This window comes from Halarchaeum sp. CBA1220, from assembly GCF_003721175.2.
Taxonomy (GTDB): Archaea; Halobacteriota; Halobacteria; order Halobacteriales; family Halobacteriaceae; genus Halarchaeum; species Halarchaeum grantii.
On sequence record NZ_CP054707.1, the window covers coordinates 634,645 to 657,041 of the forward strand.

The following is a 22,397-nucleotide window of genomic DNA, read 5'->3' on the forward strand; positions in this document are numbered from 1 at the left end:
GTATGGTTCTCGGCGAGCGCTTCGGTCGGCCCGGACGACTGCTCGGCGGCGCGCTCCTCGGCTGTATCGCCGCGCTCCCGCTCGCGGTCCTCATCGCGGGGGTGGCGTGGGCGCCGTGGTGGCTCGCGGTCGGCGCGCTCCTCGGCCCGGGCGCGCTCGCGGCGGCGGCGGTCGAGGCGGACGCGCTCCCGGTCCCCTACGCGGTGTTCTTCCGGTGGACGCTCGCGACGGGCGTCCTGACGACGGCGGGGTGGCGCGGCGGCGAGTTGGCGACGCCGCCGGCGGAGACGGGCGCGGCGTTCGGCTACTACGTCGCGGGGATGCTCCTCGCGGTCGCCGTCGCGTACTACGACCGGCTCTGGGACGCGCTCACCATCGACTAGTCGCGGAGCGCGGCGTAGAGCGCGGGAAGGCCGAGCGGGAGCGCGAGGACGCCGAACGCGCCGGTGGCGAGGCGCGCGTGCGAGGCGTCGCGGCGTCGAAGGAGGAACGCGGCGGCGCCGAGACCGGCGACGAGGTACGCGAGGTCGCTCCACGCGGGGACGTACGTCGAACAGTAGGCCCAGCAGACGAACGTGTACGCGGGCGCGTTCCACGTCGGCGGGTGGAGTTTCGGCCAGAGGAATCGACAGTACGTGGTGAGCGCGAGCATCAGGGCGGCGGGCAGGCCGACGAGCCACGCGCGCGAGTCGACGGCCGTCCGGGGTGCGAGCCGCCGATACGCGGCGAGGAGGGCGAACGGCAGGCCGAACACCCACAACCAGACGGCGAGCGTGTACGTCACCGGCCAGTGCTCGATGCGGGGTTGCGTGACCGGCAGACGGAGCGACGCCGGAAGCGTCGCCCACGGGAAGGACGGGTCCGGAACCGGGTTCGTGAGGAAGGCGAACAGGCCGAGGAGGGTGCCGGCGACGAGCGCGAGCACGCCGGCGTTCGCGGCGCGGGCCAGCCGAGGCGGGAGCGGGTCGACGGGCATGGGGAGCCGTACGGACGCCTCGTTCAATGCGGTTGCCGTTCGGGAGCCCCGTGAGACGAGAGTTAAATGACGGAACCGAACGGTTCGACCGCCGCGAACGACGGACTCCGACCCTACTCGAGCACGAGGACGTGGCGGTCGAGCGAGCGGTGGACGCGCCGAACGAATCGCTCGCCGACCCGCCAGTCGGCATCGCGTGCGGCGTCGCGCCAGTCGCGGTCGGCGACGAGGACGCAGCGACCCGTCGCGACGCGGCGGGCCTCGGCGAGCGCGCCCGCGACGAGGTCCGCGAGGGCGTGCGTCTCGACCTTCGACTGCCGACCGTAGGGCGCGTCGAAGACGACGCAGTCCACGGCGTCGTCGCGCAGCCCGAGGCGGGTGGCGTCGCCGCGCACGACGTCGTAGTCGTCGAGGAACGCGTCGAGATTCTCGGACGCGCCACGCACCATCTTCTCCTGGGCGTCGTTGCCGAGCGCGCGCGCGCCGACGAGGCCGGCCTCGATGAGGACGCCGCCGGTGCCACACATCGGGTCGAGGAGCGTGTCCCCCGCACGCGCCCCGGCGAGGTTGCAGAGGGCGCGCGCGAGCAGGGGGTCCATGCTCCCCGGCTGGAAGAACGGCCGGTCCGTGGGCTTGCGGGTGCCGTAGTCGCGGACGGAGGCGGCGGCGTGCCAGCCGAGGAAACACTCCTGGCCGCTGAAGAGCGCGCGCAGCTCGTGGTCGGGGTCGTCCAAGTCCACGGAGAAGCCGCGTTCGACGAGGACGCTCCCGAGCTCGCGCTCGGCGCGCTGGGTGTCGACGCCGGTCGTGTTGCGGACGTCGCGGGCGCGGACGGCGACGCTCCCCGAGCGCTCGAGGGCGCAGTCGGCGAGGGCGTCGGCGGCCGCCGCGACGCTCGCGCCGGCGCGCGCGAGGAGGGCGTCGGCGCGGCGGGTGTACGCGAGGACGGACACGCGCTCGGGCGCGACGTCGGCGGCGAGCGCGACGCCGGGCGCGACGCGTTCGACGCCGTCGGCGGCCGCGGCGCGCGCTTCCGCGGCGGCGAAGGCGTCGTCCTCGCCGGCGAGTTCGAGGCAGTACACGCCCGCAGTCGGCCCGCCAGTACCCTCTGTCTGTCGGTCACCGGGCGAACCATAAGGGCAGGCAGTGTCGGGACCGCCAACATTTATAAAGGTTAAATACGACCTTAAAGTCGAAGGATGACCGACCCAAAGGAAACCATCAACATTGAAAACGTGGTCGCGTCGACGGGCATCGGGCAGGAGCTCGACCTGCAGTCCGTCGCGATGGACCTCGAAGGGGCGGACTACGATCCCGAGCAGTTCCCCGGCCTCGTCTATCGCACGCAGGAGCCCAAGTCGGCGGCGCTCATCTTCCGCTCCGGGAAGATCGTCTGCACCGGCGCGAAGAGCACCGAGGACGTCCACGAGAGCCTCCGCATCGTCTTCGACAAGCTCCGCGAGCTCGACATCCAGGTCGAGGACGAACCCGAGATCGTCGTCCAGAACATCGTCACGAGCGCCGACCTGGGCCACCAGCTCAACCTGAACGCCATCGCCATCGGCCTCGGCCTCGAGAACATCGAGTACGAGCCCGAGCAGTTCCCCGGCCTCGTCTACCGGCTCGACGGCCCCGAGGTCGTCGCGCTCCTCTTCGGCTCCGGCAAACTCGTCATCACCGGCGGGAAGGAGCCCGAGGACGCCGAGAAAGCCGTCGACAAGATCGTCTCCCGGCTCGAAGAGCTCGGCCTGCTCGAGTAGAACGACCTTTTGCTATGCCCCGGCTTCGCCGGGGCTTGCAAAAGCTCGACCAAAAGCACGGCGCGCCTCCCTCCGGTCGGCGCTTGGCCTCGCCTTCGGCGAGGGAACCGCGCACCTACCGGGTCCTAGCGGACCACTCGGTGCGCGGACGCTAGCCCACACAGTTTTCGTCGTCCGGTCTCGTCGTGGAACGACTGTTAAGCAGATCAGCGAGCTGACCGTTTCTTGAGCGACTACTCACCCACTACCCGCTTTTATAGACTGAATAGAGCGTGTCATAGAAAGCGCTGGGTGGCTGACTCTATCCAGCGAAAACGATTCCCGGGGCAAGTCTGGCGGTCACCCGAACAAGAATCCGGGAGCGAAGACGGTAACGACGAGACCACACAGGAACATGAGCATCGCCATAAGACGAAGGACACCGGCTGTCTGTCGCTGGCTCTCTGGACGTGACTCGGCGACGGTCTGCAACATGAATCCGACACCCATTACGAGTGGAAAAAAGAGTGGATCTGCGCTACCGAGTATCCACTTGAGATACACGTACAGGCTGAGGAAGGCGACTGCTAAACCGAAATAAAAAACCGACTCGGGACGGCCGGTTGGTTCATTGAATACGCGTTTTTTGATTGTAGAGAGCATGACTGTCAAATGCTCATTCAATCAGTAAATCACTTGTTCTCGTTGACCCTGTTTGGTCCGTGTTCGACTGTGAACGATTCTATGGCACGCTATAATTCTCTGCTGGCTTGTCATCTACGTGGTCTGTACCGAACGTTCCACGTCGGCTCGCGGGCCGACGAGCGACTGTAAGGAGCGAGGAAGGCTTTTGTCGAGCTTTTGCAAGCGACGGCTCGCGACGCGCGCCGAGCGCCGCAAAAGGTCGTTCTACTCGACGAGGCGCTCGATTTCGGTGACGAGGATGTCGCTCGCGCCGACGGCCTTCAGTTCGGAGACGGTTTCGAAGACGTCGCGTTCGTCGACGACGGCGTGGACGGCGACGGCGTCCTCGCCCTCGACGTCCATGACGGTGGGGCCGCCCATCCCCGGGAGGACGTCCTCGACGGCGTCGAGTTCGCTCTCGGGGACGTTCAGCATCACGTAGCGCTTGCCGTTCGCGGCGAGCACGGAGCCGAGGGCGGTTTCGACCTGCCCGACCTTCGGGTCGTCGGCGACGTCGTCGCGCGCGAAGAGGCGGACGGAGGAGTCGAGGACGTCGTCGACGACGGCGAGGCGGTTCACGCGGAGGGTGGTGCCGGTGGAGGTGATGTCGACGATGGCGTCCGCCATCTCGACGTGCGGCGTGAGTTCGGTGGCGCCGGTCACCTCGACGACTTCGACGTCGATTCCCCGCTCGGCGAAGTAGTCGGCGGTGACGTTCGGGAACTCGGTGGCGACGGTCGCGCCCGCCAAGTCCTCGGGGTCGGTGATGTTGCCGTCCTCGGGCGCGGCGAGGACGAGGCGACAGGAGCCGAAGCCGAGGTCGAGGAGTTCGTCGACGTTCTCGACGCGGGACTCGCGGTGCTGGTCGTAGCCCGTGATCCCCATGTCGGCGGCGCCGTCCGCGACGTACTCGGGGATGTCGGCGGCGCGCGCGAAGAGGACGGTGACGTCCGGGTCGACGGTGTTCGCGTAGAGCTGGCGGTCCGCGCCGGACTCGACGGCGAGGCCCGCCCGGTCGAGGAGTTCGAGCGTCGGCTCGTGCAGGCGGCCCTTGTTCGGGACGGCGATCTTCATACGCGGGCTTGGCGGCGTCGGGCCTAAGGCGTGCCGGTGAGGTCGGGCCGCAGGGCCGACCGGAAGAGGCGAGCGGGACCGGCTGACCCGAGGGTTGATGTGTCGCGACGCGAACCGTCGGACGTGTCCCTCCTCGCCAGCGCCGCCGCCCTCCTCGTCGTCTCGTTCCTCGCGTACGCCCTCGCGCGCCTCTACGGTGCGGCCGTCCACGGCACCGAGAGCGCGCTCACGCGACTGCGACGCGCGCTCTACGCGGGCTTCGTCGTCGTCACGCTCGTCGCGTTCGTCGCGACGGTCGGCGCGGGCGGGTTCGAGGCGTTCGGCGACGGCCCGCTCGGCGACCTGCTGACGCTGCTCGCGATGGCGGCCGCGCTCGTCGTCGCGGACCTCGCGTACTACCTCGGGCTCTGGCCGGCGATCCGGGCGACGCGCGACCTCGACGCGAGCACGGCGTGGGCGGCCGCGAGCGTCGGGCGGTGGCTCGCCGCACTCTTCGGGGCGTTCGCGCTCGCGCTCTACGCGCTCGGACACGTCCCCACCGGGAGCGCGTGGGGCGTGCTGGCGCTCGGCGCGGGCATCGTCCTCCTCGTGTACGTCGGGAGCGGGACGCTCGTCCGGGTCTCGCAGTCGACGCGCGAGCCGAGCGACGCGGAGCGCGAGCGGGTTCGCGCGGCCTGCGAGCGCGTCGACCTCGACCCGCGCTCCGCGCACGTCATCGAGTCCGAGACGGTGCGCTGGGCGGGCGTGCTCGTCCGCGGGCCGCCCCGGTTCCGCACGCTCCTCGTCGGAAGCCACCTGCTCGCGGCCTACGACGCGGAGGCGCTGGTCGCGCAGGTCGCTCGCGCCGCCGGGCGAGCGCGACGGGGGTACGTCGAGTCGAAGTTCGGCGCGGCGGTCGGCGTCGTCGCCGCGGTCGCCGGCCTCCTCGTTCCGGTCGGCGACGCGGTCGCGGGCGCGCTCGTCGCCGGCGGTGTGCTCGCGGCCGCCTCCCTGCTCTGGTACGGGCGGCGCGTCGTCTACGCCGCCGACCGCGACGCCGCCGAGGCGACGGACCCGGGGACAGTCATCGAAACGTATCGGGCGGTCGCGGAGGACGCCGGGCGCTCGCTCGACGGCGGCGGCGGCCGGATACGACGCGTCCTGCGGATGCGGCCGAGTCTGCGCTCGCGCATCGCCCGCCTCGAAGAGCGGGCGGACTAAGGCGGCGGGGCGCGCATGCGGGGACATGACCACGCTCCGAATCGCGGACGGGCGCGTCCTCCACCCGGACTTCTCGGTGACCGAGAGCGACGTGCTCGTGGACCGGGAGAGCGGCGAGATCGTCGCCGTGGGCGACGTGGCGGCGGGCGACGAGACGCTGGACGCGTCGGGCTGTCTCGTGATGCCCGGCCTCGTGAACGCGCACTGCCACGCGGCGATGACCCTCCTCCGGGGGTACGCGGACGACAAGCCCCTGGAGCGCTGGCTCCGCGAGGACGTCTGGCCGGTCGAGGCCGAGCTCACCGCCGATGACGTGCGCGTCGGCACGGAGCTCGCGCTCGTCGAGCTCATCCGCTCGGGGACGACTGCGTTCGCGGACATGTACTTCGAGATGGCGGAGGTGGCGGAGGCGGTCGCGGACGCAGGCGTTCGCGCGCGTCTCGGGCACGGCGTCGTCGGCGTCGGGAAGGACGAGGACGCGGCGCGCGCCGACCACGAGGAGAGTCTCGCGTTCGCGCGCGAGTACGACGGCTACGCCGACGGCCGGGTTCGAACGGTCTACGCGCCCCACAGCCTCACGACGGTGAGCGAGGAGTTACTGCGCGAGTACGTCCCGGACGCCCGGGCGGCCGGCGTCCCCGTCCACTATCACGCGAACGAGACCGTCGACGAGGTCGACCCGGTCGTCGAGGAGCACGGCGAGCGCCCGCTGGCGTACGCGGACGACCTCGGGTTGCTCGGGGAGTCGGACTTCCTCGCGCACGGCGTGCACAGCGACGCGAGCGAGATCGCGTTGCTCGCCGAGCGCGGGACGGCCGTGGTGCACTGCCCGGCGTCGAACATGAAGCTCGCGTCGGGCGCGGCGCCGGTCCCCGCGTACCGCGAGGCGGGCGTGACGGTCGCGCTCGGGACGGACGGCGCGGCGTCGAACAACGACCTCGACCTCTTCGACGAGATGCGCGACGCGGCGATGCTCGGGAAGCACGCGGCCGCGGACGCGAGCGCGGTGCCCGCGGAGGCGGCAGTGGAGATGGCGACGGCGGGCGGCGCGGACGCGCTCGGGATCGACGCGGGGCGCGTCGAAGCGGGTCGAAACGCGGACCTCGCGGTCGTGGACTTCGAGGCCGCGCACCTGACGCCGACGCACGACGCGGTTTCGCATCTCGCCTACGCGGCGCGCGGGAGCGACGTCCGGCACACGGTCTGCGACGGCGACGTCCTCATGCGCGACGGCGAGGTGACGGTGTTCGACGAGGCGGCGGTCCGCGAGCGCGCCGCCGACCGCGCGGCCGCGCTCGTCGCGCGCGCCGAGTCCGAGTGACCGTTTAAACCGTTCAGAACGCTCTGAACGGCCGGAACACGGCTGAACGAGCGTCCGGGTTTTTCCCCATAGCGGCGGTAGGGTGGGGCACGATGAGACGCACTCGAACGGTCGTGGTGACGGCGATGCTCGTCCTCGCGCTCGCCGCTCCCTTCGCGGGGGGCGCGCTCGCGGCGTCCGGCGACGGGCTCGCCGTGGACGTTGCACAGGCCGACGACGGGAACGCGACGGTGACGGTCACCGAGAACGCGAGCGCGGTGGCGAACGCCTCCGTGGCGGTCGCCACGCAGGACAACGCGACGTACGCCGGCGCGGGTGACTACACGACGGACGCCGACGGCACCGTCGCCCTCCCCGCGCCCGAGCGGAACGTCACGGTCGACGTGACGGCGGCGTTCGAGAACCGGAGCACGTCGACGACGGCGACGCTGACCGTGGCGACGAACGCCACGAACGCCACGAACGAGTCGGCGGTCTTCGGTCAGCGCGTCGCGACGTTCGTCCACTCGCTCCTCGCGTCGGGCAACATGAGCGGGCAGGCGGTCTCCGAGTGGGTGACCGCGAACAACCCCGGGAACGCCCACGCGAACGGCCACGCTGACGACGGAAACGAGACGGCCGACGGCAACGAGAGCGCCCCCGGGAACGCCGGCGCGGCGGACGGTGAGCGCGGGCCGCCCGAGCACGCCGGTGCGAACGGCCACGCGAACGACACCGACGAGAACGAAACCGCCGACGGAAGCGAGCGCGGACCGCCCGAACACGCCGGTTCGAACGGTCACGCTGACGACGGCGGCGACGCCGACGACAGCGACGGCGACGACGCCGACGAAAACGGCGGCGACGCGGACGCCGGGAGCGGTGGCGAGCGCGGACCGCCCGAGCACGCCGGGAACGGGAACGGCGGCGGTCCCGGTAACTAATCGGCCGCGAACGCCGTTGTACGGTGAGTGACCAGTCGCTTAGTCGCCATCGTTCTTTTCCGACGAGCGCCCCGAGCTAGAGGCCCGTGGCGCCTGCACGACGCCACGGGAACGAACGACGGCCATCGGAGCCACCGCGTCGGCACGCACGCCACCCTCGCGTGCCGGCGCACACCCACGGGACGGGCATCCGAAGTGTTTTGCACGCGCCCCGCGCACGCTGACGTATGGATACGGCCGCACCTATCAGCGACCGCCTCGACGACGTCGAGGCGCACGTCGAGGAGGGGCGACGGAAGATGGACTGGGCGCTCGAGCACATGCCCATCCTCAGCGCGCTCCGCGAGCAGTTCGAGGCCGGCGAGCCGCTCGCCGACCACCGCGTCGGGATGGCGCTCCACGTGGAGGCGAAGACCGCCGTCCTCGTCGAGACGCTCGCCGAGGCCGGCGCCGACGTCGCCATCACGGGCTGCAACCCGCTCAGCACGCACGACGACGTGAGCGCGGCGCTCGACGCCCACCCGAACATCACGTCGTACGCGAAGCGCGGCGTCGACGACGAGGCGTACTACGAGGCGATGGACGCCGTCATCGCCACCGAACCGACCATCACGGTGGACGACGGGGGCGACCTCGTCTTCCGCATCCACGAGGAGTACCCCGAGCTCATCGAGGACATCGTCGGCGGCACGGAGGAGACGACGACGGGCGTGCATCGCCTCCGCGCGATGGACCAGGAGGGCGCGCTCGACTACCCGATGTTCAACGTGAACGACACCCCGATGAAGCACCTCTTCGACAACGTGCACGGCACCGGGGAGTCCGCGCTCGCGAACATCGCGATGACGACGAACCTCTCGTGGGCGGGCAAGACCGTCGTCGTCTCGGGGTACGGCTACTGCGGGCGCGGCGTCGCGAAGAAGGCCGCCGGCCAGAACGCGAACGTCGTCGTCACGGAAGTCGACTCGCGGCGCGCCCTCGAGGCCCACATGGAGGGCTACGAGGTCATGCCGATGGACGAGGCCGCGAAGGTGGGCGACGTCTTCGTCACGACGACCGGGAATCGGGACGTCATCACGGAGAAGCACTTCGCGAGCATGCAGGACGGCGTCGTCCTCGCGAACGCCGGGCACTTCGACGTCGAGATCAACCTCGACCAGCTCTCCGAGCTCGCCGTGAACGAGCGCGACGCCCGCGAAGGCGTCCGCGAGTACGAACTCGAGGACGGCTCGCGCGTGAACGTCCTCGCGGAGGGCCGCCTCGTCAACCTCGCGAGCCCCGTCGCGCTCGGCCACCCCGTCGAGGTCATGGACCAGTCCTTCGGCGTGCAGGCGGTCTGCGTGCGCGAACTCGCCGAAAATGGGGGGAAGTACGACGCCGGCCTCCACTCGGTCCCGGACGAGCTCGACCGCGAGGTCGCGGAGACGAAGCTCGATGCAGAGGACATCGAGCACGACATCCTCTCGACCGAGCAGGAGCAGTACATGGGGTCGTGGCGCCACGGGACGTAGGGCGAACTCGAAGAGTTCGCCACTAGGCGAACGGTGCGAGCCGTGAGCGACGTAGGCGACAACCGAGCGTCAGCGAGGGCGTCGCCATACGCGAGCGGGGAGCGACGCGACCCGCGAGCGACGGCACCGAACCCGTCGGCGTTGTCGAACGGCGGGTGAGGGGGCGACCCACGGGCCGACGGCCCCGTCGTCGCCGAACGGGCGACCGGCATCGGCGAGCGCGGGCGGCAGGCGCTCACTCGCCGCCGGCCGGGCCGGGGAAGTAGAAGTCGGATCTCTCGCGGCGATGCGGTGAGGCGGACGCCACGGTCTCGATTTTGGAGGGGGCGCGATTCCGGACGATGTGGACGTCGTAGGTGTCCTCGGCGGCGACGGCGGCGCCGACGCTCCCGAGCGTGGAGACGATGTCGCCGGCGTTCTCGCTCCCGATGAAGACGATGGCGGCGTCGACGTCGTAGGCGAGGTCGCGGAGCGTGCCGGCGACGGTGCCGGGCGGCGCGAAGCGGTCGACGGTGGCGTGCTCGAAGTCGGCCTGCGGGGCGAGCGAGACGACCTGCGTGTGGAGCGCCTCGACGGCGGCGTCGAGGTCGAAGGGGTCGGTCGGGCCGATCCAGTCGCGTTCGCGGGCGTACTCGCGGTTCCCCTCGGGGATGACGGCGGCGGCGACGACGCGTTCGTCGAGGACGGTGCTGAACTCGGTCGCGCGCACGAGCGCCGTTCGGGCGAGGTCCGACCCGTCGTACGGGACGAAGAGCGTCATATCCTAAGTTGGTTGACTGGTCAGAAGAACCCCGCTCCGGTTCCGAGGTACTGGGAACGAGCGTAGCGGGAGAGAGTCACTCGGACGGGAGTGCGACGAACGTATCGCTACCGCAGACGCACGTTCCACTCGTCCCGATAGGTCGGAAGTCGCCGTCGCCATCACTCTGGACGGGATAGACGCGTCCGCAGTCGACGCATTCGCCGACGTGCTCCGGCTCGCCGCCGGTATCTGGGTCGGGCGCCATCTCACCGCGTGGTTAGGGAAGTGAAACGAGTTAGCTGTTCGGGTTTGTCACGTATCTATCTGGTTCCGGTCACTCGCTGCCGCGGACGACGTGACCGTACTTGAGGAGGGCGACGAAGACGACGCCACCGGCGGCGTTCCCGGCGGTGGCGACGACGAGGAAGCGGACGTAGTCGAGGAGCGAGTAGGCGTCGCTGGTGAGGACGCCGGCGAGCACCTCGACGGTGCCCGCGATGGAGTGCGGGAGGTGTGCGAGACCGATGGCGGCGGTGACGAGCCAGACGACGGCGAAGCGCGCGAGCGTGCTGTCCGCGCCGGCGACGAGCCACGAGAGGAGGCCCATGAGCCAGCCGGCGAGGACCGCGCCCGCGAAGAGGACGGGCAGGTCGTGGGCGAGGAGCGGCGCGGCGAGGGCCGCGAGCACGCCGGCGTCGACGACCCCGTAGGCGGGCGCGAACCACACCATCGCGACGGCGAAGACCGACGCGCCGACGACGTTTCCGGCGTAGACGAGCCCCCAGAGTCGCGCGAGCGACGCGAGCGAGGAGCGCCCGTCGATGACGGGGAGGACGGCGAGCGTCGTGTGCTCGGTGAAGAGCTCGGAGCGCCCGAGGACGACGAAGACGAAGCCGATGGCGTAGGCGTTCGCGACGAGGAACGTCCGCGTCGCGTGCTCGTAGACGCCCGCTGTGAGCGTGAGAACGACGCCCATGAAGAGCGGGCCGAAGGCGATGTCGAGGCCGGCAGAGAGCCCGGAGAGCAGGAGGCCGGACGCGGGCCGCCGGAGTTCGTTCAACCCCGACCGGATCTGTCGGGCGAGGATGTCGGTCCCGGACGGACCCGATTCGGCCGCGTCCTCGGCGTCGAGGCTCGGGTCGGCGGCGTCGGTCACGGCCGGTCGTTCGGCGGGGACGGGATTAAGCGCCGTGGCCCCTCCCGGCGCTATCGGCCGGTTTATCCGCGCACGGCGGCGAGTGGGCGTATGGTGCGAAACGAGAAGGGCGACCGACGCGAGCGCGAACTCGTCAACCGCCTCGACGAGGCGGGGTTCGCGGTGATGCGCGCGCCCGCCTCGGGGGCCGCGACGACGCGCGAACTCCCGGACGTCCTCGCGGGCGACGGCACGGCCTTCTACGCCGTCGAGGCGAAGTCCTCGGCGGGCGACCCCATCTACCTCACGGGCGAGGAAGTGGAGGCGCTCGTCTACTTCGCGCAGAGCTTCGGCGCGCGCCCGAAGATCGGCGTGCGCTTCGACCGCGAGGACTGGTACTTCTTCCACCCCTCGGAGTTACACGTCACCGACGGCGGGAACTACCGCGTGAAGAAGGAGACGGCGCTCGCCGACGGGGAGACGATTGCCGACCTGACGGCCGCAGACGAGCGCGACGCGGGCGACGCGGACGTCGAGGGCGTCCTGCAGGCCGTCGCGCAGGGCGTCCTCACGGTCGAGGAAGCGACCGAGATGCTGTCGTAGCTACCGCGAGAGGCGTTCGAGGCGGGCGCGCGGGAACGCGTACGTCCGCACGCCGCGCTCGCGGAGCGCGTCGGGCGTCGCCTCCCGCGTCGGGTAGACGGCCTCGACGACGGCATCGCGCGGGTCGTAGCCGTCGTTCGTCGGGTGGTCCGCGACCGTGTGGTCGCCGACCGCGACGCCGGTCGCGCGCTCCCGGAGGGTTTCGACGACGACGAGGACGTCGCCGCGTTCGCGGTCGCGGACGAGCGTGCCGGGCGCGAGCGTGCAGGCCGCACAGTAGGCCGGGTCCGGGGCGTCGGCGGCGACGAAGGCCGGGTCGCCGCAGGCCGCGCACGTGGCGTCGCGTTCGTCGGGCGCGGGGACGCGGCGCTCGGTGACGTCGATGGCGACGCGGCGGCGGTGCTTGCAGCGGCGCTCGCGGTAGCGGTAGTCGGGGCACGTGCACGTTCCCTCGTCGAGCGAGACGGTGTAGGCGGCGCCGCCGCGAACGACGACGTCGTAGCGGCCGTCGCCGAGCGCGATGACCGCCATCGGCTCACTGCGCGCGCGGTCGGCTCGGTTCTCGGTCGGCCCGCCCGGAGCGAGGGGGGCGAGGCGGGGGTTCGTGGTGCGAGTGGGTTTCGTTGGCACCATGAGAACAGATAGGCGCTACGGCCGTAAAAGCGCATCACCGGGCCGGTGACGGCCCGTCTCGCGACGGCTGGGGAGGGACGGACCGCCACCCTTTTGCTCGCAGTGTGGAAAAGAGCGGGTATGCTCATCGAACGCGACACCGTCGTCGAAGCGGCCGTGACGCTCGCGGCGGTCGCGCTCTTCATCGGCATCATCGTCGTCGGTGACGAGATCATCGGCGCGCAGGCGTTCACCCTCCAAGAGGGCTACACCGTCATCGGAGCCATCGTCGCCTTCGTCCTCGTCATGGCCGGCGCGGGCTTCTTCCTCTCCACGAAGCAGGACTAGCGCTCAGGCGTCCGCGTTCTCCTCGTCGGTGTCGCGTTCCTCCCGCCAGTCCTCGAGGTCGTCGTCCTCGGCGTCGTCGAGTTTCGCCTCGTAGTAGCTGAGCGGGTGGCTGATGTGCTCGCAGAGCGCGTCCGGGTTCACGCAGTCGCCGTAGGCCTGCATCGTCGCACACGACGGGGCCGTGTACTCGGTCGGGCTCGTCTCGCCCTGAATGTGGTCGGTCTGGTAGCGCGTCATCTCCTCGCCGAACCCCGGGTTCACCTCGTAGAGCTCGACGATCTCGTCCGTCGAGAGACCGATGTTCCCGAGGAACGCCGTGAGCGCGAAGCGCGAGTGATGCGGGAGGTGGTCGCCGCGCTGGACGGCGTCGAGGAGGTGTTGCATACACGGCGGGAAGAGGTCGGGGACGACCGTGTCGATCTCGCGGGTGAGGTCGAGGTCCGCGAGCGTCTCGCGGATGGCGGCGAGCGGGTCGTCGAGCGCGTCGCCGATGGCGTCCGGCACGCCGAGCGGGAGGCCGTCCTCGACGCGTTCCTGCACGGCTTCCCGAAGGAGCGTGTCGAGTTCGGGTTCGCTCACCGGGACGACGCCGGCGTCGAGCGGGCGATTGACGAGGCGCCACTCGTCGCCGCGTAGCGACGTCGCGAGGCGGAGGTAGGTCGCGACGTCCGCCTCGAAGCCGCCCTCGCGGACCGGGCGGACGGCGTCGGCGAGGTCGAACTCGCGCAGGAGGTCGGTGCGGGTGACGACGCCGCGACCCGCCTCGGCCGCGAAGTCCGCGCGAAAGCGCTCCTCGGCGCGATTCGCCTCCGCCTGCGCGTAGTAGCGCGTGCAGACGTTCTCGTCGACGAGCGAGACGAGGACGCGCGCGACCGGATAGGAGAGGAGTTCGACGCGGTCGGACGCGGCGCGCTCCCCGACGTCGCGCTCCGTGAGCGCGTTCTGCACGCGCTGTGTGGCGCGCTCGACGACGGCGTCGTCCTCGCGGACGACCTCGACGAGATCCACGCCCGCCTCCTGAACGGCCCGACGGGCGTCGCGGGCGAACGGATACCGGGCGTGACGAGTCTCCATACGGACTGTCGGTGGGGGCGGACGCCGATAAACCGCCCGGTCCGGGACGTGACGGGACCACAAGAGGGTTGTCGGTCCCGTCCCCACTCCGGCGTATGCGTCTCGCGCCCGGCGCCCGCACGTACGCCGTCCCGCCGCTCGCGCTCGCGATTCCCGGCCTGTTCGTCTTCCCGCCCGCCGGGGTCGCGCTCGCCGCGCTGGGGTGCTTCGTCCTCTGGTTCCACCGCGACCCCGAGCGCGAGGTCCCCGACGGGGGCGTCGTCGCGCCCGCCGACGGCCGCGTGAGCGTCCGCAGAGTCGAGGACGGCCGCGTCCGCGTCGGCGTCTTCATGAACGTCACGGACGTCCACGTGAACCGCGCGCCGGCGGCGGGCGTCGTCGCGTCCGTCGACCACCGCGACGGCGCGCACCGCCCCGCGTTCTCGAAGGAATCCGAGCGCAACGAGCGCGTCCGCATCACCACCGACAGCTACGAACTCGACCTCATCGCGGGGGCGTTCGCCCGCCGCATCCACCCCTACGTCGAACCCGGCGACACCGTCGCACGCGGCGAGCGGGTGGGACACGTCTCCTTCGGGTCGCGCGCCGACGTCCTCCTCCCGCCCGAGTACGACGTCAAGGACGTGCGCGTCGCCGTCGGCGACACCGTGCGCGCCGGCGAGACGGTCATCGCCTGACTCAGCAGTGGTCGTCCAGCAGGCGGCCGAGTTCGGCGGCGTACTCCTCGTAATCGTAGCCGAGTCGCGAGAGCCACATGTGCTGGTAGGCCGGGTGGAGGACGGGAAGCACCGTCACGTCGAGCGGGGGGCACGGAACCGGCTCCAGGACCGCGTCGAGGAAGCTCTCGAGGTCGCGGCCCGCCGCGTCGAAGAGCACGCGCGTCGCGTGCTTCCCCGTCGTGACGACGACGGCGGGGTCGACGGCGTCGAGTTCGGCCTCGAGGTGCGAGAAGCAGTTCTCGAGTTCCGCCTCGCGGGGTTCGCGATTCGAACCCTCGCCGTCCGGCGGGAAGCATTTCACGGCGTTCGTGTAGAAGACGTCCGTGTGCCCGCTGTCGGCGAACAGCGTGCGGACGATCTTCCCGGAGTGGCGCGCCGTGTACGCCATCCCCGTCCAGTTCCCGCCCCGCCAGCGCTCCTCCTCGGGCGTGCCCGCACCCGGCGCCTCGCCGACCGCGACGACGGCCGCGTCGCGGGGGCCGTTCCCCCACGCGATACACTCGCGGGCCTCCACGAGGGCGGGACAGCGCTCGCAGCCCGGTTCGATGGGGAACGCCGAATCGGGGGCCGGGAACTCGGGGTCGCTCATGGACGCGTGGAGGCGCCCGCGCGCAAAGAGGGGCGCGGCTTCGACGCGGCCGACTACCGGCGCTCCTCGACCGCCTCGACGCCGCCGGCGAAGGCGGACGCGAGCGCGCCGACGAGCGCGAAGACGCCGAGCGTCGAGAGCGCGAGGCGCGCGAGGTACCGAAGGTCGGGCGCGAACGCCGCCGCGCCACCGCCCCGTGGGGCGTGCCCGAGGACGTTCGCCTCCGGGAGCGCCGCGACGTAGAGCGGGTTCGCGAGGCACGCGACGGCGACGACGAGGAGGGCGCCGGCGAGGAGGTGCGCGCGTTTCACGACGGCGAGTAGGCGGCGGGGGTACGTGGGTGTTACGCGAGCGTCCGGGGGCCGTCGAGGGCGGACACGTCGCGCTCACGAGGAAGGACGTGCTCGTCGAGCGCCCGCGAGAACGGCGAGAGAGAAAAGACGGGAACCGGCCGCGACGGCCCTAATTCGACTGAATACGGGGCGCCAGCATGTAGGTGACGGAGCCGAGGCCTTCCGCGATGTCGAAGTGGAGCTTGACCGGGAACTCCTCGCCGAGTTCGAGGGTGACCTCGGCGTCCTTGGGGAGCGCCTTGTTCATGTCCTTGAGGTAGTCGAGGCTGAAGAGCGAGCGCGCGTCACCCGCCTCCAGGTCGATGAGGTCCTCGCGTTCGAGTTCGAGGTGGACGTCGTCGGTGTCGCCCTCGGCGTCGACGTAGAAGAGTTCCTTCTCGGCGTCGACGCCGAGCGCGATGTGGTCGGAGACCATGTCGGCGGCCCGGACGGCGCGGTCGATGTCCGCGCCCTCGACGACGACCTGGGCGGGGAGGTCGAGGTCGGGGAGGTCGGGCTCCTGCCGGATGCTGTCGGGGTCGATGAGCGCGAGCGTGTACTCGAGGCCCTCGATCCGGATGTGGAGTTTGCGGGTCTCCTCGTCGAGTTCGAACTGGACGAGCTGGCCGGCGTCCGCCATCCCGGCGATATCCTCGAGTCGGGAGAGGTTGACGCCGATGAGCCCGCCGTCGGCCTCGTAGGACTCGAAGGCGTCCGCGGAGAGTTCCAAGTCCACCATCCCGACGTTCGCGGGGTCGACGGCGCGAATCTCGAGGCCGTCCTCGTTGAGGTGGATCTTGCACTCGTCGACCAGCACGCTCACGGAGTCGAGCGTGTCCCGGAGCGTGTCGGCACTCACGATCGCCTTGAACATCTTGAAGAGCGGTACGGCCGACCGGCATAATAAACTCCCGGTGTGCGCGCGCACGCGTGAGGGGGCGTCACGGTGGCGTACCGGCGCGGTGGCCCAGCGCGGCCGGCGAGCGAAGCGCGTAAACGCCGCCGCGTCCTTTCTCGTACTATCATGGCCGGGAAGGACGAGTACTACAACCGAGCGAAACAGCAGGGCTATCGCGCCCGCTCGGCGTACAAGCTGAAGCAGTTGAACCGCGAACTCGACCTGATCTCGTCCGGGGACACGGTCGTCGACCTCGGCGCCGCCCCCGGCGGGTGGCTCCAGGTCGCCGCCGAGGAGGCGGGCGAGCACGGCCGCGTCGTCGGCGTGGACTTCCAGCGCATCGACGCCGTCGAGAGGGGCGGCGCGCCCGTCGAGACGATTCGCGGCGACATGACCGAGGACGAGACGAAAGCGGAGGTCCGGGAGGCCGTCGGCGGGCGCGTCGACACCGTGCTCTCGGACATGGCGCCGAACATGAGCGGCGAGTACAACCTCGACCACGCCCGCTCGGTCTACCTCGCCCAGCAGGCCCTCGAGACGGCGAGCGACCTCCTCGGCGAGGGCGGCGACTTCGCGGTGAAGGTCTTCCAGGGGCAGGACCTCGAGGGGTTCAAGGACGACGTCGCCCACGAGTTCGCGTTCACGCGGACGCTCTCGCCGGACGCCTCCCGGGACTCCTCCTCCGAGGTGTACGTCGTCGGGAAGAACAAGCTCACCGGGCCCGTTCGGGTCGGCGACGAGCTCGACGTCGAGATCGTCGACGAGGGCGAGGAAGGCGACGGCATCGCGAAGGTCGAGGGGTTCACCCTCTTCGTCCCCGAGGCCGAGGTGGGCGACGAACTCCGCGTCGAGGTGGTGGACGTGAAGCCGCGCTTCGCGTTCGCCGAGCGCCGCGACTAGGCCTTTTTCCCGGTCCCGCTCGCGGGCGGACGTATGGAGCCCGTGAACGCGAACGACGTCGAGTGGGTGGCGACGGAGAGCGAGCAGATGCGCTTTCGCCGGAAGAAACTCGGCGCCGCCGGGGGCGGCGAGCGCATCGGATGCAGCCTCTACGAGCTCGATTCCGGTGACGCGGCGTGGCCGTACCACTATCACGCGGCGAACGAGGAGGCGCTCTACGTGCTCGCCGGCGAGGGATTGCTGCGCACCGCGAGCGGGGAGCACGCCATCGAGGCGGGCGATTACGCGGCGTTCCCGACGGGCGCGGACGGCGGGCACCGCGTCGTGAACGACTCGGCGGGCGCGCTCAGGTATCTCGTCGTCTCGACGATGGCGGAGCCGGAGGTCGTGCGCTACCCGGAGAGCGAGGGCGTCGGCGTGATGGTCGGTGGCGCGCCCGGCGCCACTGAGCGCGAGTTCGAGGCGTGGTTCACGGAGGGCGACGCGCGCTCGTACGAGGACGCGACGAGCGCGGACGGAGGTGGGTGATCACTTCGCCGGCGCGACGCGGCCCGTCTCCGCGCGGTCGCCGAGGAGGGCGACGGCGGCGTAGACGAACGGCGTGTCGAGCAGCGCGATACCGAGCTTGAGGACGTACTGGCCGACCATCAGGGAGGCGATGACGCTCCACGGGAGCGGCGTGGCGCCGAGGAGTTCGGGGCCGAAGCGGAAGCCGATGAGGACGAAGATGACGGTGTCGATGGCCTGACTGGACGCCGTCGAGCCGACGTTGCGGAGCCAGAGATGCGCGCCGTCCGTCCGGCGGCGCAGGGCGTGGAAGACGTAGACGTCCCAGTTCTGACTGACGAGGTACGCGCAGAGCGACCCGAGGACGATGCTCGTCGAGGAGCCGAGGACGGTGGCGAACATCCCGGGGTCGACGGAGGAGCGCGCGGCGGGCGCGAGGATGGTCGACCAGACGAGCGCGAGCAACACGAAGTTCATCGCGAAGCCCGTGTTGACGACGACGGTGGCGGCGCGCCGGCCGTAGAGTTCGCTGTAGCAGTCGCTCGCGAAGTAGGTGAGCGCGTACGCGAGCGCGGCGCCCGGCATCACGAGCGTGCTCCCCGTCACCGGGAGCGCGACCGGGATCTCGAAGGCGAGGACCTTCGACGCGGTGAGTTGGGCGGTGACGAGCGCGGTGACGAAGAGCGCGACGAGGGCGACGCGGCCGGTCGCGAGCGGGGTCTCGCCCTCACTCATCGTCGTCGCGGTCGTCCTCGAGGCGGCCGTGGCGGGCGTCGATCTCGTCGAGGACGTCCAGCGTCTTCCGCAGGGACGCGCGGATCGCGTCGGAGCGGTTCACGAACTTGCCGTCGTCACCGACGTGCGCGTCGAGGTCGTCGAGCAGTTCCTGTGGAACGTCGACGGAGATCTTCGGCATACCGGAGTATTCTCGAGCGAATAGTTAAGCGCCGCGTTCGTCGCCTCAGGCCGGCCGCTCGTCCGTGGCGGTCGGCTCCTCGGGGGTCGCGCCACCGCCACCGCGACGGCCGCCGAGCGTCACCGCCCAGAGGCCGGCGAGGCCGACGAAGAACGCGAGCGCGATGGGCGCGCCGACGATGATCATCGTGTAGAGGCTGTCCGGCGTGACGAGCGCGCCGAACGCGAACGCGCCGAGGACGAAGACGCGCCACTGGCGGCGCATCGTCCCGTAGCCGACGATCCCCGAGAGGTGCGAGAGCCACATCGTCACCGGGACGGAGGCGATCAGGCCGATGCCGGCGGTCGTCATGAACACCAGCCAGAGGAAGTCGCTGATGCGGAAGCTGATGACGACGTCCGCCTGGAGGGCGTCCCAGACGAGGAAGGAGATGATCGAGGGCGCGACGTACATGTAGCCGAGGACGCTCCCCGCGACGACCGTGACGGTGATGGCGGCCGCCCACACGTAGACGACGCCGCGTCGCGCCGCGATGAAGCCACGCTCGCGCAGCGCCGGCCACATGAAGTAGAGGACGAGCGGGAGCGAGACGACGGCCGCGACGACCGTCGAGAGCTTCACCTCGAAGACGAGCGCCTCCACCGGGTGGAGGACGATGGGCCAGCCGAGCGCGTCCGGGTTCCCCTGGAGGACCTCCTGCGGGATGCGCCGGAGGAAGTCGTTGCGGATGAACCCGAGGCCGCCCCGGTAGAGGAACGCGAACGTCGCGGCGAGCACGAGCATGAACCAGCCGACGAGCCAGAAGAGCCGCGAGCGCAGGCTCCCGAGGATGAAGCGGATGTCGTGGTAGTAGCCGCCGATGTCCTCCTCGGTGGTCTCCTCGTCGGTGAACGCGTCGAGCACCCCGGCGCTCGTCCGCGAGAAGACGTTCCCCTCCTCATCGTCCCCGGACTCGCCGTCCTCGGCGGCGTCGCCGCCCTCGGCTTCGCGTTGCGCCTCGACCTCGTCGAAGCGGTCGAGGATGGCGCGCGCCTTCTCCTTCTCGTCGGCCTCCATCGCCTCGTTCGCGAGCTCGAGGGCCTCCTCCTCCTCCATCGCCGCGAAGCGCTCGTCGGGCGCGGCGCGGACGCCGGAGGCATCGAGCACGGCGAGGTTCAGGTTCTCCGGCTTCGGCGCCTTGCCGCCGTAGACCGCGTTCTCGGCGCGCGCGGCCTCGGCGAGTGCGTCGTAGAGGGCGTAGCCGAACGCGACGACGAGCGCGACGAACGCGAAGACGGCGCCGACGACGGCGAGCGAGGCGTCGGGGCCGAGGCCGACGAGTTCCGTCGCCGTCGGGAGGCTGTACTTCGAGAGTCGGCCGAGCGTCCGGTTGAGCAGGCCGATACCGCCGTAGCCGAAGAAGCCGTAGCCGAGGAGGAAACCGACGACGGCGCCGCCGGCGAGGACGTTCCAGCGCGCGAGGAGTTCGCCCGCCACGTCGACGCGCTCGCTCCCACGGCGCGCGAGCGTCACGACCTTCGCGAGGTAGAGGCTGAGCACGTAGAGGAGGAGGAGGGGGACCGACCACATGATCTGCGTGAACGGGTCCGGCGGGGAGAACACCGCGCCGAAGCCGAAGATGAGGACGACCGCGTGCTTCCAGTAGTCCCGGAAGGTCTCGTAGGGGACGATTTCGGTGTAGGAGAGCGCGGTCATCGCGAGCGGGAGCTGGGCGGCGACGCCGAACGACACCGCGAGCACGAGGATGAACTGCGTCCACGCGACGATGGAGTACATCGGCTGGAGGTTCGCGCTCATCGCGTTCCCCGCGAGGAACCCGAACATCAGCGGGAAGAAGAGCTCGTAGGCGTAGGTGACACCGACGAAGGCGAGGAAGACGGCGACGACGCCGGCGAGCGCGAGCTGCCACCGCGAGAGGGAGACGTCCGGGACGATGCCCCTGTCGGCGAGGGGCTGCTTCGCGTAGTAGAGGAGGATCGGGAGCGCGCAGACCACGCCGACGATCATCCCGATCTTCACCTGGAGGAGGATGACGTCGAAGGGCGTCTGGAAGATGACGTCGACGCTCGCGTCGAGACCGAGCTTCGTGATGAGGTCGGCCTTCAGCGCCGGCCAGATGTACCGCCGCATCGCGACGATCCCACCGAAGAGGCCGACGACGAACGCGATGAAGACGACCTGGAGGCGTTTCTGTGCCGTCCCGAGGAGGACGCCGATGGTCTCGCGGCCACTGTTAACCGCGCGGGCGGTGTCCTCGCTGACGACCCCCGAGTCGCTCATTTGTGTCCGGTAGCCGGTTTCCCGTTATCAATCTTCTCCTCGCTGGCCAAAAGAAAGGCTATAACGCCGGAGTCGCGTACCGTAGACAGAGAATGGCAGACGAACCGGACGACGGGGCGCCGGCCGACGATTCCGCCGGCGACACCGAGGCGAGCGACGACCCGGACGTCACGCGAGCCGAACCCGCAGACCGGAGCCCCGTCGGGCCGGACGTCACCGACGTCGACGGCGAGCCCGACGGCAGTGCTGCCGCCGAGGAGCCGGACGGCGCCGGTTCCGGGACCGCCGATACCGACGGGCCGGAGGACGACACCGAGACCGGCGACCGGGACGACGAGGCCGGGGGCACCGGCGGCCAAGACGAGTCCGACGAGGAGGGCGACGGCGGTGTCCCGTACGTGGCCCCGGACGACGCCGACGCGGTCTCGGAGGCCGACGACGAAGCGGGCGACGCGGACGACGACGCGGACGGCGGAGGTCCCAGCGTCCCGGACGGGGAGGAGCCGGGTCTCCCCGAGGACGTCGATGCCGAGACGGGCATGCTGAGCGGGCCCGCGACCGACGAGGAGCAACCGATAGCCGTGCACGTCGAGGAGATGGTCAAGCGCCTCGGCGTCGTCATCCTCGTCGCCGGCATCGTCAGCGCGCTCTGTTTCCCGCTCGGCGACGACCTCATCAGCAACATCTGGTACGGCGTCCTCCCCACCGGCACCACCGCACAACCCCACGTCTACGGGCCGCTGGAGCTCATCGTCACCCAGTTCAAGGTCGCGTCCATCGCGGGCGTCGTCGTCGCGCTCCCCGTCCTCGTCTACGAGACGTACGCGTTCATGCGCCCCGGCCTCTACCCGAACGAGCGGCGCTACTACATCTCCGCCATCCCGACGAGCCTCGTGCTCGCCGTCGTCGGCGTCACCTTCGCCTACTTCATCGTCGTCCCCGCCGTGATGACGTACTTCCTCTTCTACTCGGAGACCGTCGCCACCGCCGCGCTCGCGCTCGGCTCGACGTTCAACCTCATCCTCATCCTGATGGCCTACCTCGCCATCGTCTTCCAGATCCCGCTCTTCGTCATGCTCGCCATAATGATGGGACTCACGACCCGGCGGTGGCTCGCCGACCGACGCCTCCTCTTCTGGGGCGCGTTCGCCGGCGTCTCCTTCCTCATGACGCCCGACCCGACCGGCGTCGCGCCCGTCGTCGTCGCCGTCACCATGATCGTGCTCTTCGAGGGGACGCTGTTGCTCCTCAAGTGGACGGGGAACTAGCGGGAGAAGCGCGGCCCGCGAACGCCCTCAGTCGTCCGCGTTGGCC

At 70.6% G+C, this 22,397-nt stretch carries 27 protein-coding genes; 12 read left to right on the forward strand and 15 right to left on the reverse strand.

Going from position 1 to position 22,397, the window contains the following annotated elements:
• Positions 1 to 2 precede the first annotated feature (2 nt).
• Entirely contained in the window at positions 3 to 383 is a 381-nt protein-coding gene (locus EFA46_RS03450; protein ID WP_123074732.1) for a hypothetical protein, read from the forward strand.
• On the opposite strand, the gene EFA46_RS03455 is transcribed toward EFA46_RS03450, so the two are convergent.
• Both EFA46_RS03455 and EFA46_RS03460 read right to left on the reverse strand, forming a co-directional pair.
• Positions 380 to 976, reverse strand: coding sequence for a hypothetical protein (locus EFA46_RS03455; RefSeq protein WP_123074730.1), 597 nt, complete (start codon positions 974 to 976; stop codon positions 380 to 382). The genes EFA46_RS03450 and EFA46_RS03455 overlap by 4 nt on opposite strands.
• 113 nt (positions 977 to 1,089) lie before the next feature.
• Positions 1,090 to 2,058 (reverse strand): methyltransferase domain-containing protein, encoded by a 969-nt coding sequence (locus tag EFA46_RS03460; RefSeq protein ID WP_123074728.1) that lies wholly within the window; start codon positions 2,056 to 2,058, stop codon positions 1,090 to 1,092.
• A gap of 117 nt (positions 2,059 to 2,175) precedes the next feature.
• Between EFA46_RS03460 and EFA46_RS03465 the strand changes: the two genes are divergently transcribed.
• Entirely contained in the window at positions 2,176 to 2,736 is a 561-nt protein-coding gene (locus tag EFA46_RS03465) for a TATA-box-binding protein (RefSeq protein ID WP_123074726.1), read from the forward strand.
• Between the two features lie 339 nt (positions 2,737 to 3,075).
• On the opposite strand, the gene EFA46_RS03470 is transcribed toward EFA46_RS03465, so the two are convergent.
• Together EFA46_RS03470 and hisG are read right to left on the reverse strand one after the other, a co-directional pair.
• Entirely contained in the window at positions 3,076 to 3,378 is a 303-nt protein-coding gene (locus EFA46_RS03470) for a hypothetical protein (protein WP_148040648.1), read from the reverse strand.
• A gap of 246 nt (positions 3,379 to 3,624) precedes the next feature.
• Entirely contained in the window at positions 3,625 to 4,473 is an 849-nt protein-coding gene (gene hisG / locus EFA46_RS03475) for an ATP phosphoribosyltransferase (protein WP_123074724.1), read from the reverse strand.
• Positions 4,474 to 4,596: 123 nt separating this feature from the next.
• On the opposite strand from hisG, the gene EFA46_RS03480 reads away from it, so the two are divergent.
• From EFA46_RS03480 to EFA46_RS03495, 4 genes are all read left to right on the forward strand, one after another.
• Positions 4,597 to 5,673, forward strand: coding sequence for a hypothetical protein (locus EFA46_RS03480; protein ID WP_158604246.1), 1,077 nt, complete (start codon positions 4,597 to 4,599; stop codon positions 5,671 to 5,673).
• Positions 5,674 to 5,698: 25 nt separating this feature from the next.
• Entirely contained in the window at positions 5,699 to 6,994 is a 1,296-nt protein-coding gene (locus EFA46_RS03485; RefSeq protein ID WP_123074720.1) for an amidohydrolase, read from the forward strand.
• A 92-nt stretch (positions 6,995 to 7,086) separates the two neighbouring features.
• Complete coding sequence (locus tag EFA46_RS03490; protein WP_123074718.1) at positions 7,087 to 7,917, forward strand: hypothetical protein; 831 nt, start codon at positions 7,087 to 7,089, stop codon at positions 7,915 to 7,917.
• Positions 7,918 to 8,144: 227 nt separating this feature from the next.
• Complete coding sequence (locus EFA46_RS03495; RefSeq protein ID WP_123074716.1) at positions 8,145 to 9,428, forward strand: adenosylhomocysteinase; 1,284 nt, start codon at positions 8,145 to 8,147, stop codon at positions 9,426 to 9,428.
• Positions 9,429 to 9,663: 235 nt separating this feature from the next.
• Here EFA46_RS03495 and EFA46_RS03500 read toward each other — a convergent pair whose 3' ends face one another.
• From EFA46_RS03500 to EFA46_RS03510, 3 genes are all read right to left on the reverse strand, one after another.
• Positions 9,664 to 10,188, reverse strand: a complete 525-nt coding sequence (locus tag EFA46_RS03500) for a universal stress protein (RefSeq protein WP_123074714.1) — start codon at positions 10,186 to 10,188, stop codon at positions 9,664 to 9,666.
• A gap of 76 nt (positions 10,189 to 10,264) precedes the next feature.
• Complete coding sequence (locus tag EFA46_RS03505; RefSeq protein WP_176969831.1) at positions 10,265 to 10,435, reverse strand: hypothetical protein; 171 nt, start codon at positions 10,433 to 10,435, stop codon at positions 10,265 to 10,267.
• Between the two features lie 69 nt (positions 10,436 to 10,504).
• Entirely contained in the window at positions 10,505 to 11,326 is an 822-nt protein-coding gene (locus EFA46_RS03510) for a formate/nitrite transporter family protein (RefSeq protein WP_123074712.1), read from the reverse strand.
• Between the two features lie 90 nt (positions 11,327 to 11,416).
• Between EFA46_RS03510 and hjc the strand changes: the two genes are divergently transcribed.
• The gene (hjc, locus tag EFA46_RS03515; protein WP_218182527.1) at positions 11,417 to 11,908 is read left to right on the forward strand and encodes a Holliday junction resolvase Hjc; all 492 of its coding nucleotides are present in this window, start codon (positions 11,417 to 11,419) and stop codon (positions 11,906 to 11,908) included.
• Here hjc and EFA46_RS03520 read toward each other — a convergent pair whose 3' ends face one another.
• The gene (locus EFA46_RS03520) at positions 11,909 to 12,541 is read right to left on the reverse strand and encodes an SWIM zinc finger family protein (protein ID WP_123074710.1); all 633 of its coding nucleotides are present in this window, start codon (positions 12,539 to 12,541) and stop codon (positions 11,909 to 11,911) included. It lies immediately after the preceding gene.
• Positions 12,542 to 12,661: 120 nt separating this feature from the next.
• Here EFA46_RS03520 and EFA46_RS03525 point away from each other — a divergent pair, with 120 nt between their 5' ends.
• Positions 12,662 to 12,868, forward strand: a complete 207-nt coding sequence (locus EFA46_RS03525) for a hypothetical protein (protein ID WP_255494085.1) — start codon at positions 12,662 to 12,664, stop codon at positions 12,866 to 12,868.
• Positions 12,869 to 12,871: 3 nt separating this feature from the next.
• On the opposite strand, the gene priL is transcribed toward EFA46_RS03525, so the two are convergent.
• The gene (gene priL / locus EFA46_RS03530; RefSeq protein WP_123074708.1) at positions 12,872 to 13,942 is read right to left on the reverse strand and encodes a DNA primase regulatory subunit PriL; all 1,071 of its coding nucleotides are present in this window, start codon (positions 13,940 to 13,942) and stop codon (positions 12,872 to 12,874) included.
• Positions 13,943 to 14,037: 95 nt separating this feature from the next.
• Between priL and EFA46_RS03535 the strand changes: the two genes are divergently transcribed.
• The gene (locus EFA46_RS03535) at positions 14,038 to 14,619 is read left to right on the forward strand and encodes a protein sorting system archaetidylserine decarboxylase (RefSeq protein WP_123074706.1); all 582 of its coding nucleotides are present in this window, start codon (positions 14,038 to 14,040) and stop codon (positions 14,617 to 14,619) included.
• 1 nt (position 14,620) lies between these two features.
• Here EFA46_RS03535 and EFA46_RS03540 read toward each other — a convergent pair whose 3' ends face one another.
• From EFA46_RS03540 to EFA46_RS03550, 3 genes are all read right to left on the reverse strand, one after another.
• Positions 14,621 to 15,250 (reverse strand): uracil-DNA glycosylase family protein, encoded by a 630-nt coding sequence (locus EFA46_RS03540; protein WP_123074704.1) that lies wholly within the window; start codon positions 15,248 to 15,250, stop codon positions 14,621 to 14,623.
• 53 nt (positions 15,251 to 15,303) lie between these two features.
• Entirely contained in the window at positions 15,304 to 15,561 is a 258-nt protein-coding gene (locus EFA46_RS03545; protein WP_123074702.1) for a hypothetical protein, read from the reverse strand.
• 151 nt (positions 15,562 to 15,712) lie between these two features.
• Positions 15,713 to 16,456 carry a DNA polymerase sliding clamp gene (locus tag EFA46_RS03550; RefSeq protein WP_123074700.1) on the reverse strand — a complete coding sequence of 248 codons (744 nt, stop codon included), beginning with the start codon at positions 16,454 to 16,456 and terminating at the stop codon, positions 15,713 to 15,715.
• 150 nt (positions 16,457 to 16,606) lie between these two features.
• Here EFA46_RS03550 and EFA46_RS03555 point away from each other — a divergent pair, with 150 nt between their 5' ends.
• A complete protein-coding gene (locus EFA46_RS03555; protein WP_123074698.1) occupies positions 16,607 to 17,380 on the forward strand; it encodes an RlmE family RNA methyltransferase in 774 nt (257 codons plus the stop codon).
• Positions 17,381 to 17,413: 33 nt separating this feature from the next.
• Positions 17,414 to 17,908: a cupin domain-containing protein gene (locus EFA46_RS03560; RefSeq protein WP_123074696.1), complete on the forward strand. Its 495-nt coding sequence runs from the start codon at positions 17,414 to 17,416 to the stop codon at positions 17,906 to 17,908.
• Here the strand turns inward: EFA46_RS03560 and EFA46_RS03565 are convergent, their stop codons facing one another.
• Genes EFA46_RS03565 through tatC form a run of 3 tightly spaced genes read right to left on the reverse strand, consistent with a single transcriptional unit; the run spans position 17,909 to position 21,083 of the window.
• Positions 17,909 to 18,622: a queuosine precursor transporter gene (locus tag EFA46_RS03565; protein ID WP_123074694.1), complete on the reverse strand. Its 714-nt coding sequence runs from the start codon at positions 18,620 to 18,622 to the stop codon at positions 17,909 to 17,911.
• Complete coding sequence (locus EFA46_RS03570; RefSeq protein ID WP_123074692.1) at positions 18,615 to 18,803, reverse strand: type II toxin-antitoxin system ParD family antitoxin; 189 nt, start codon at positions 18,801 to 18,803, stop codon at positions 18,615 to 18,617. Before EFA46_RS03570 ends, EFA46_RS03565 begins: the two co-directional genes overlap by 8 nt.
• A gap of 45 nt (positions 18,804 to 18,848) precedes the next feature.
• Positions 18,849 to 21,083, reverse strand: coding sequence for a Sec-independent protein translocase TatC (gene tatC / locus EFA46_RS03575; RefSeq protein ID WP_123074690.1), 2,235 nt, complete (start codon positions 21,081 to 21,083; stop codon positions 18,849 to 18,851).
• A gap of 92 nt (positions 21,084 to 21,175) precedes the next feature.
• Here tatC and EFA46_RS16135 point away from each other — a divergent pair, with 92 nt between their 5' ends.
• Positions 21,176 to 22,351, forward strand: coding sequence for a twin-arginine translocase subunit TatC (locus EFA46_RS16135; RefSeq protein ID WP_176969832.1), 1,176 nt, complete (start codon positions 21,176 to 21,178; stop codon positions 22,349 to 22,351).
• The last annotated feature ends 46 nt before the right edge of the window (positions 22,352 to 22,397 follow it).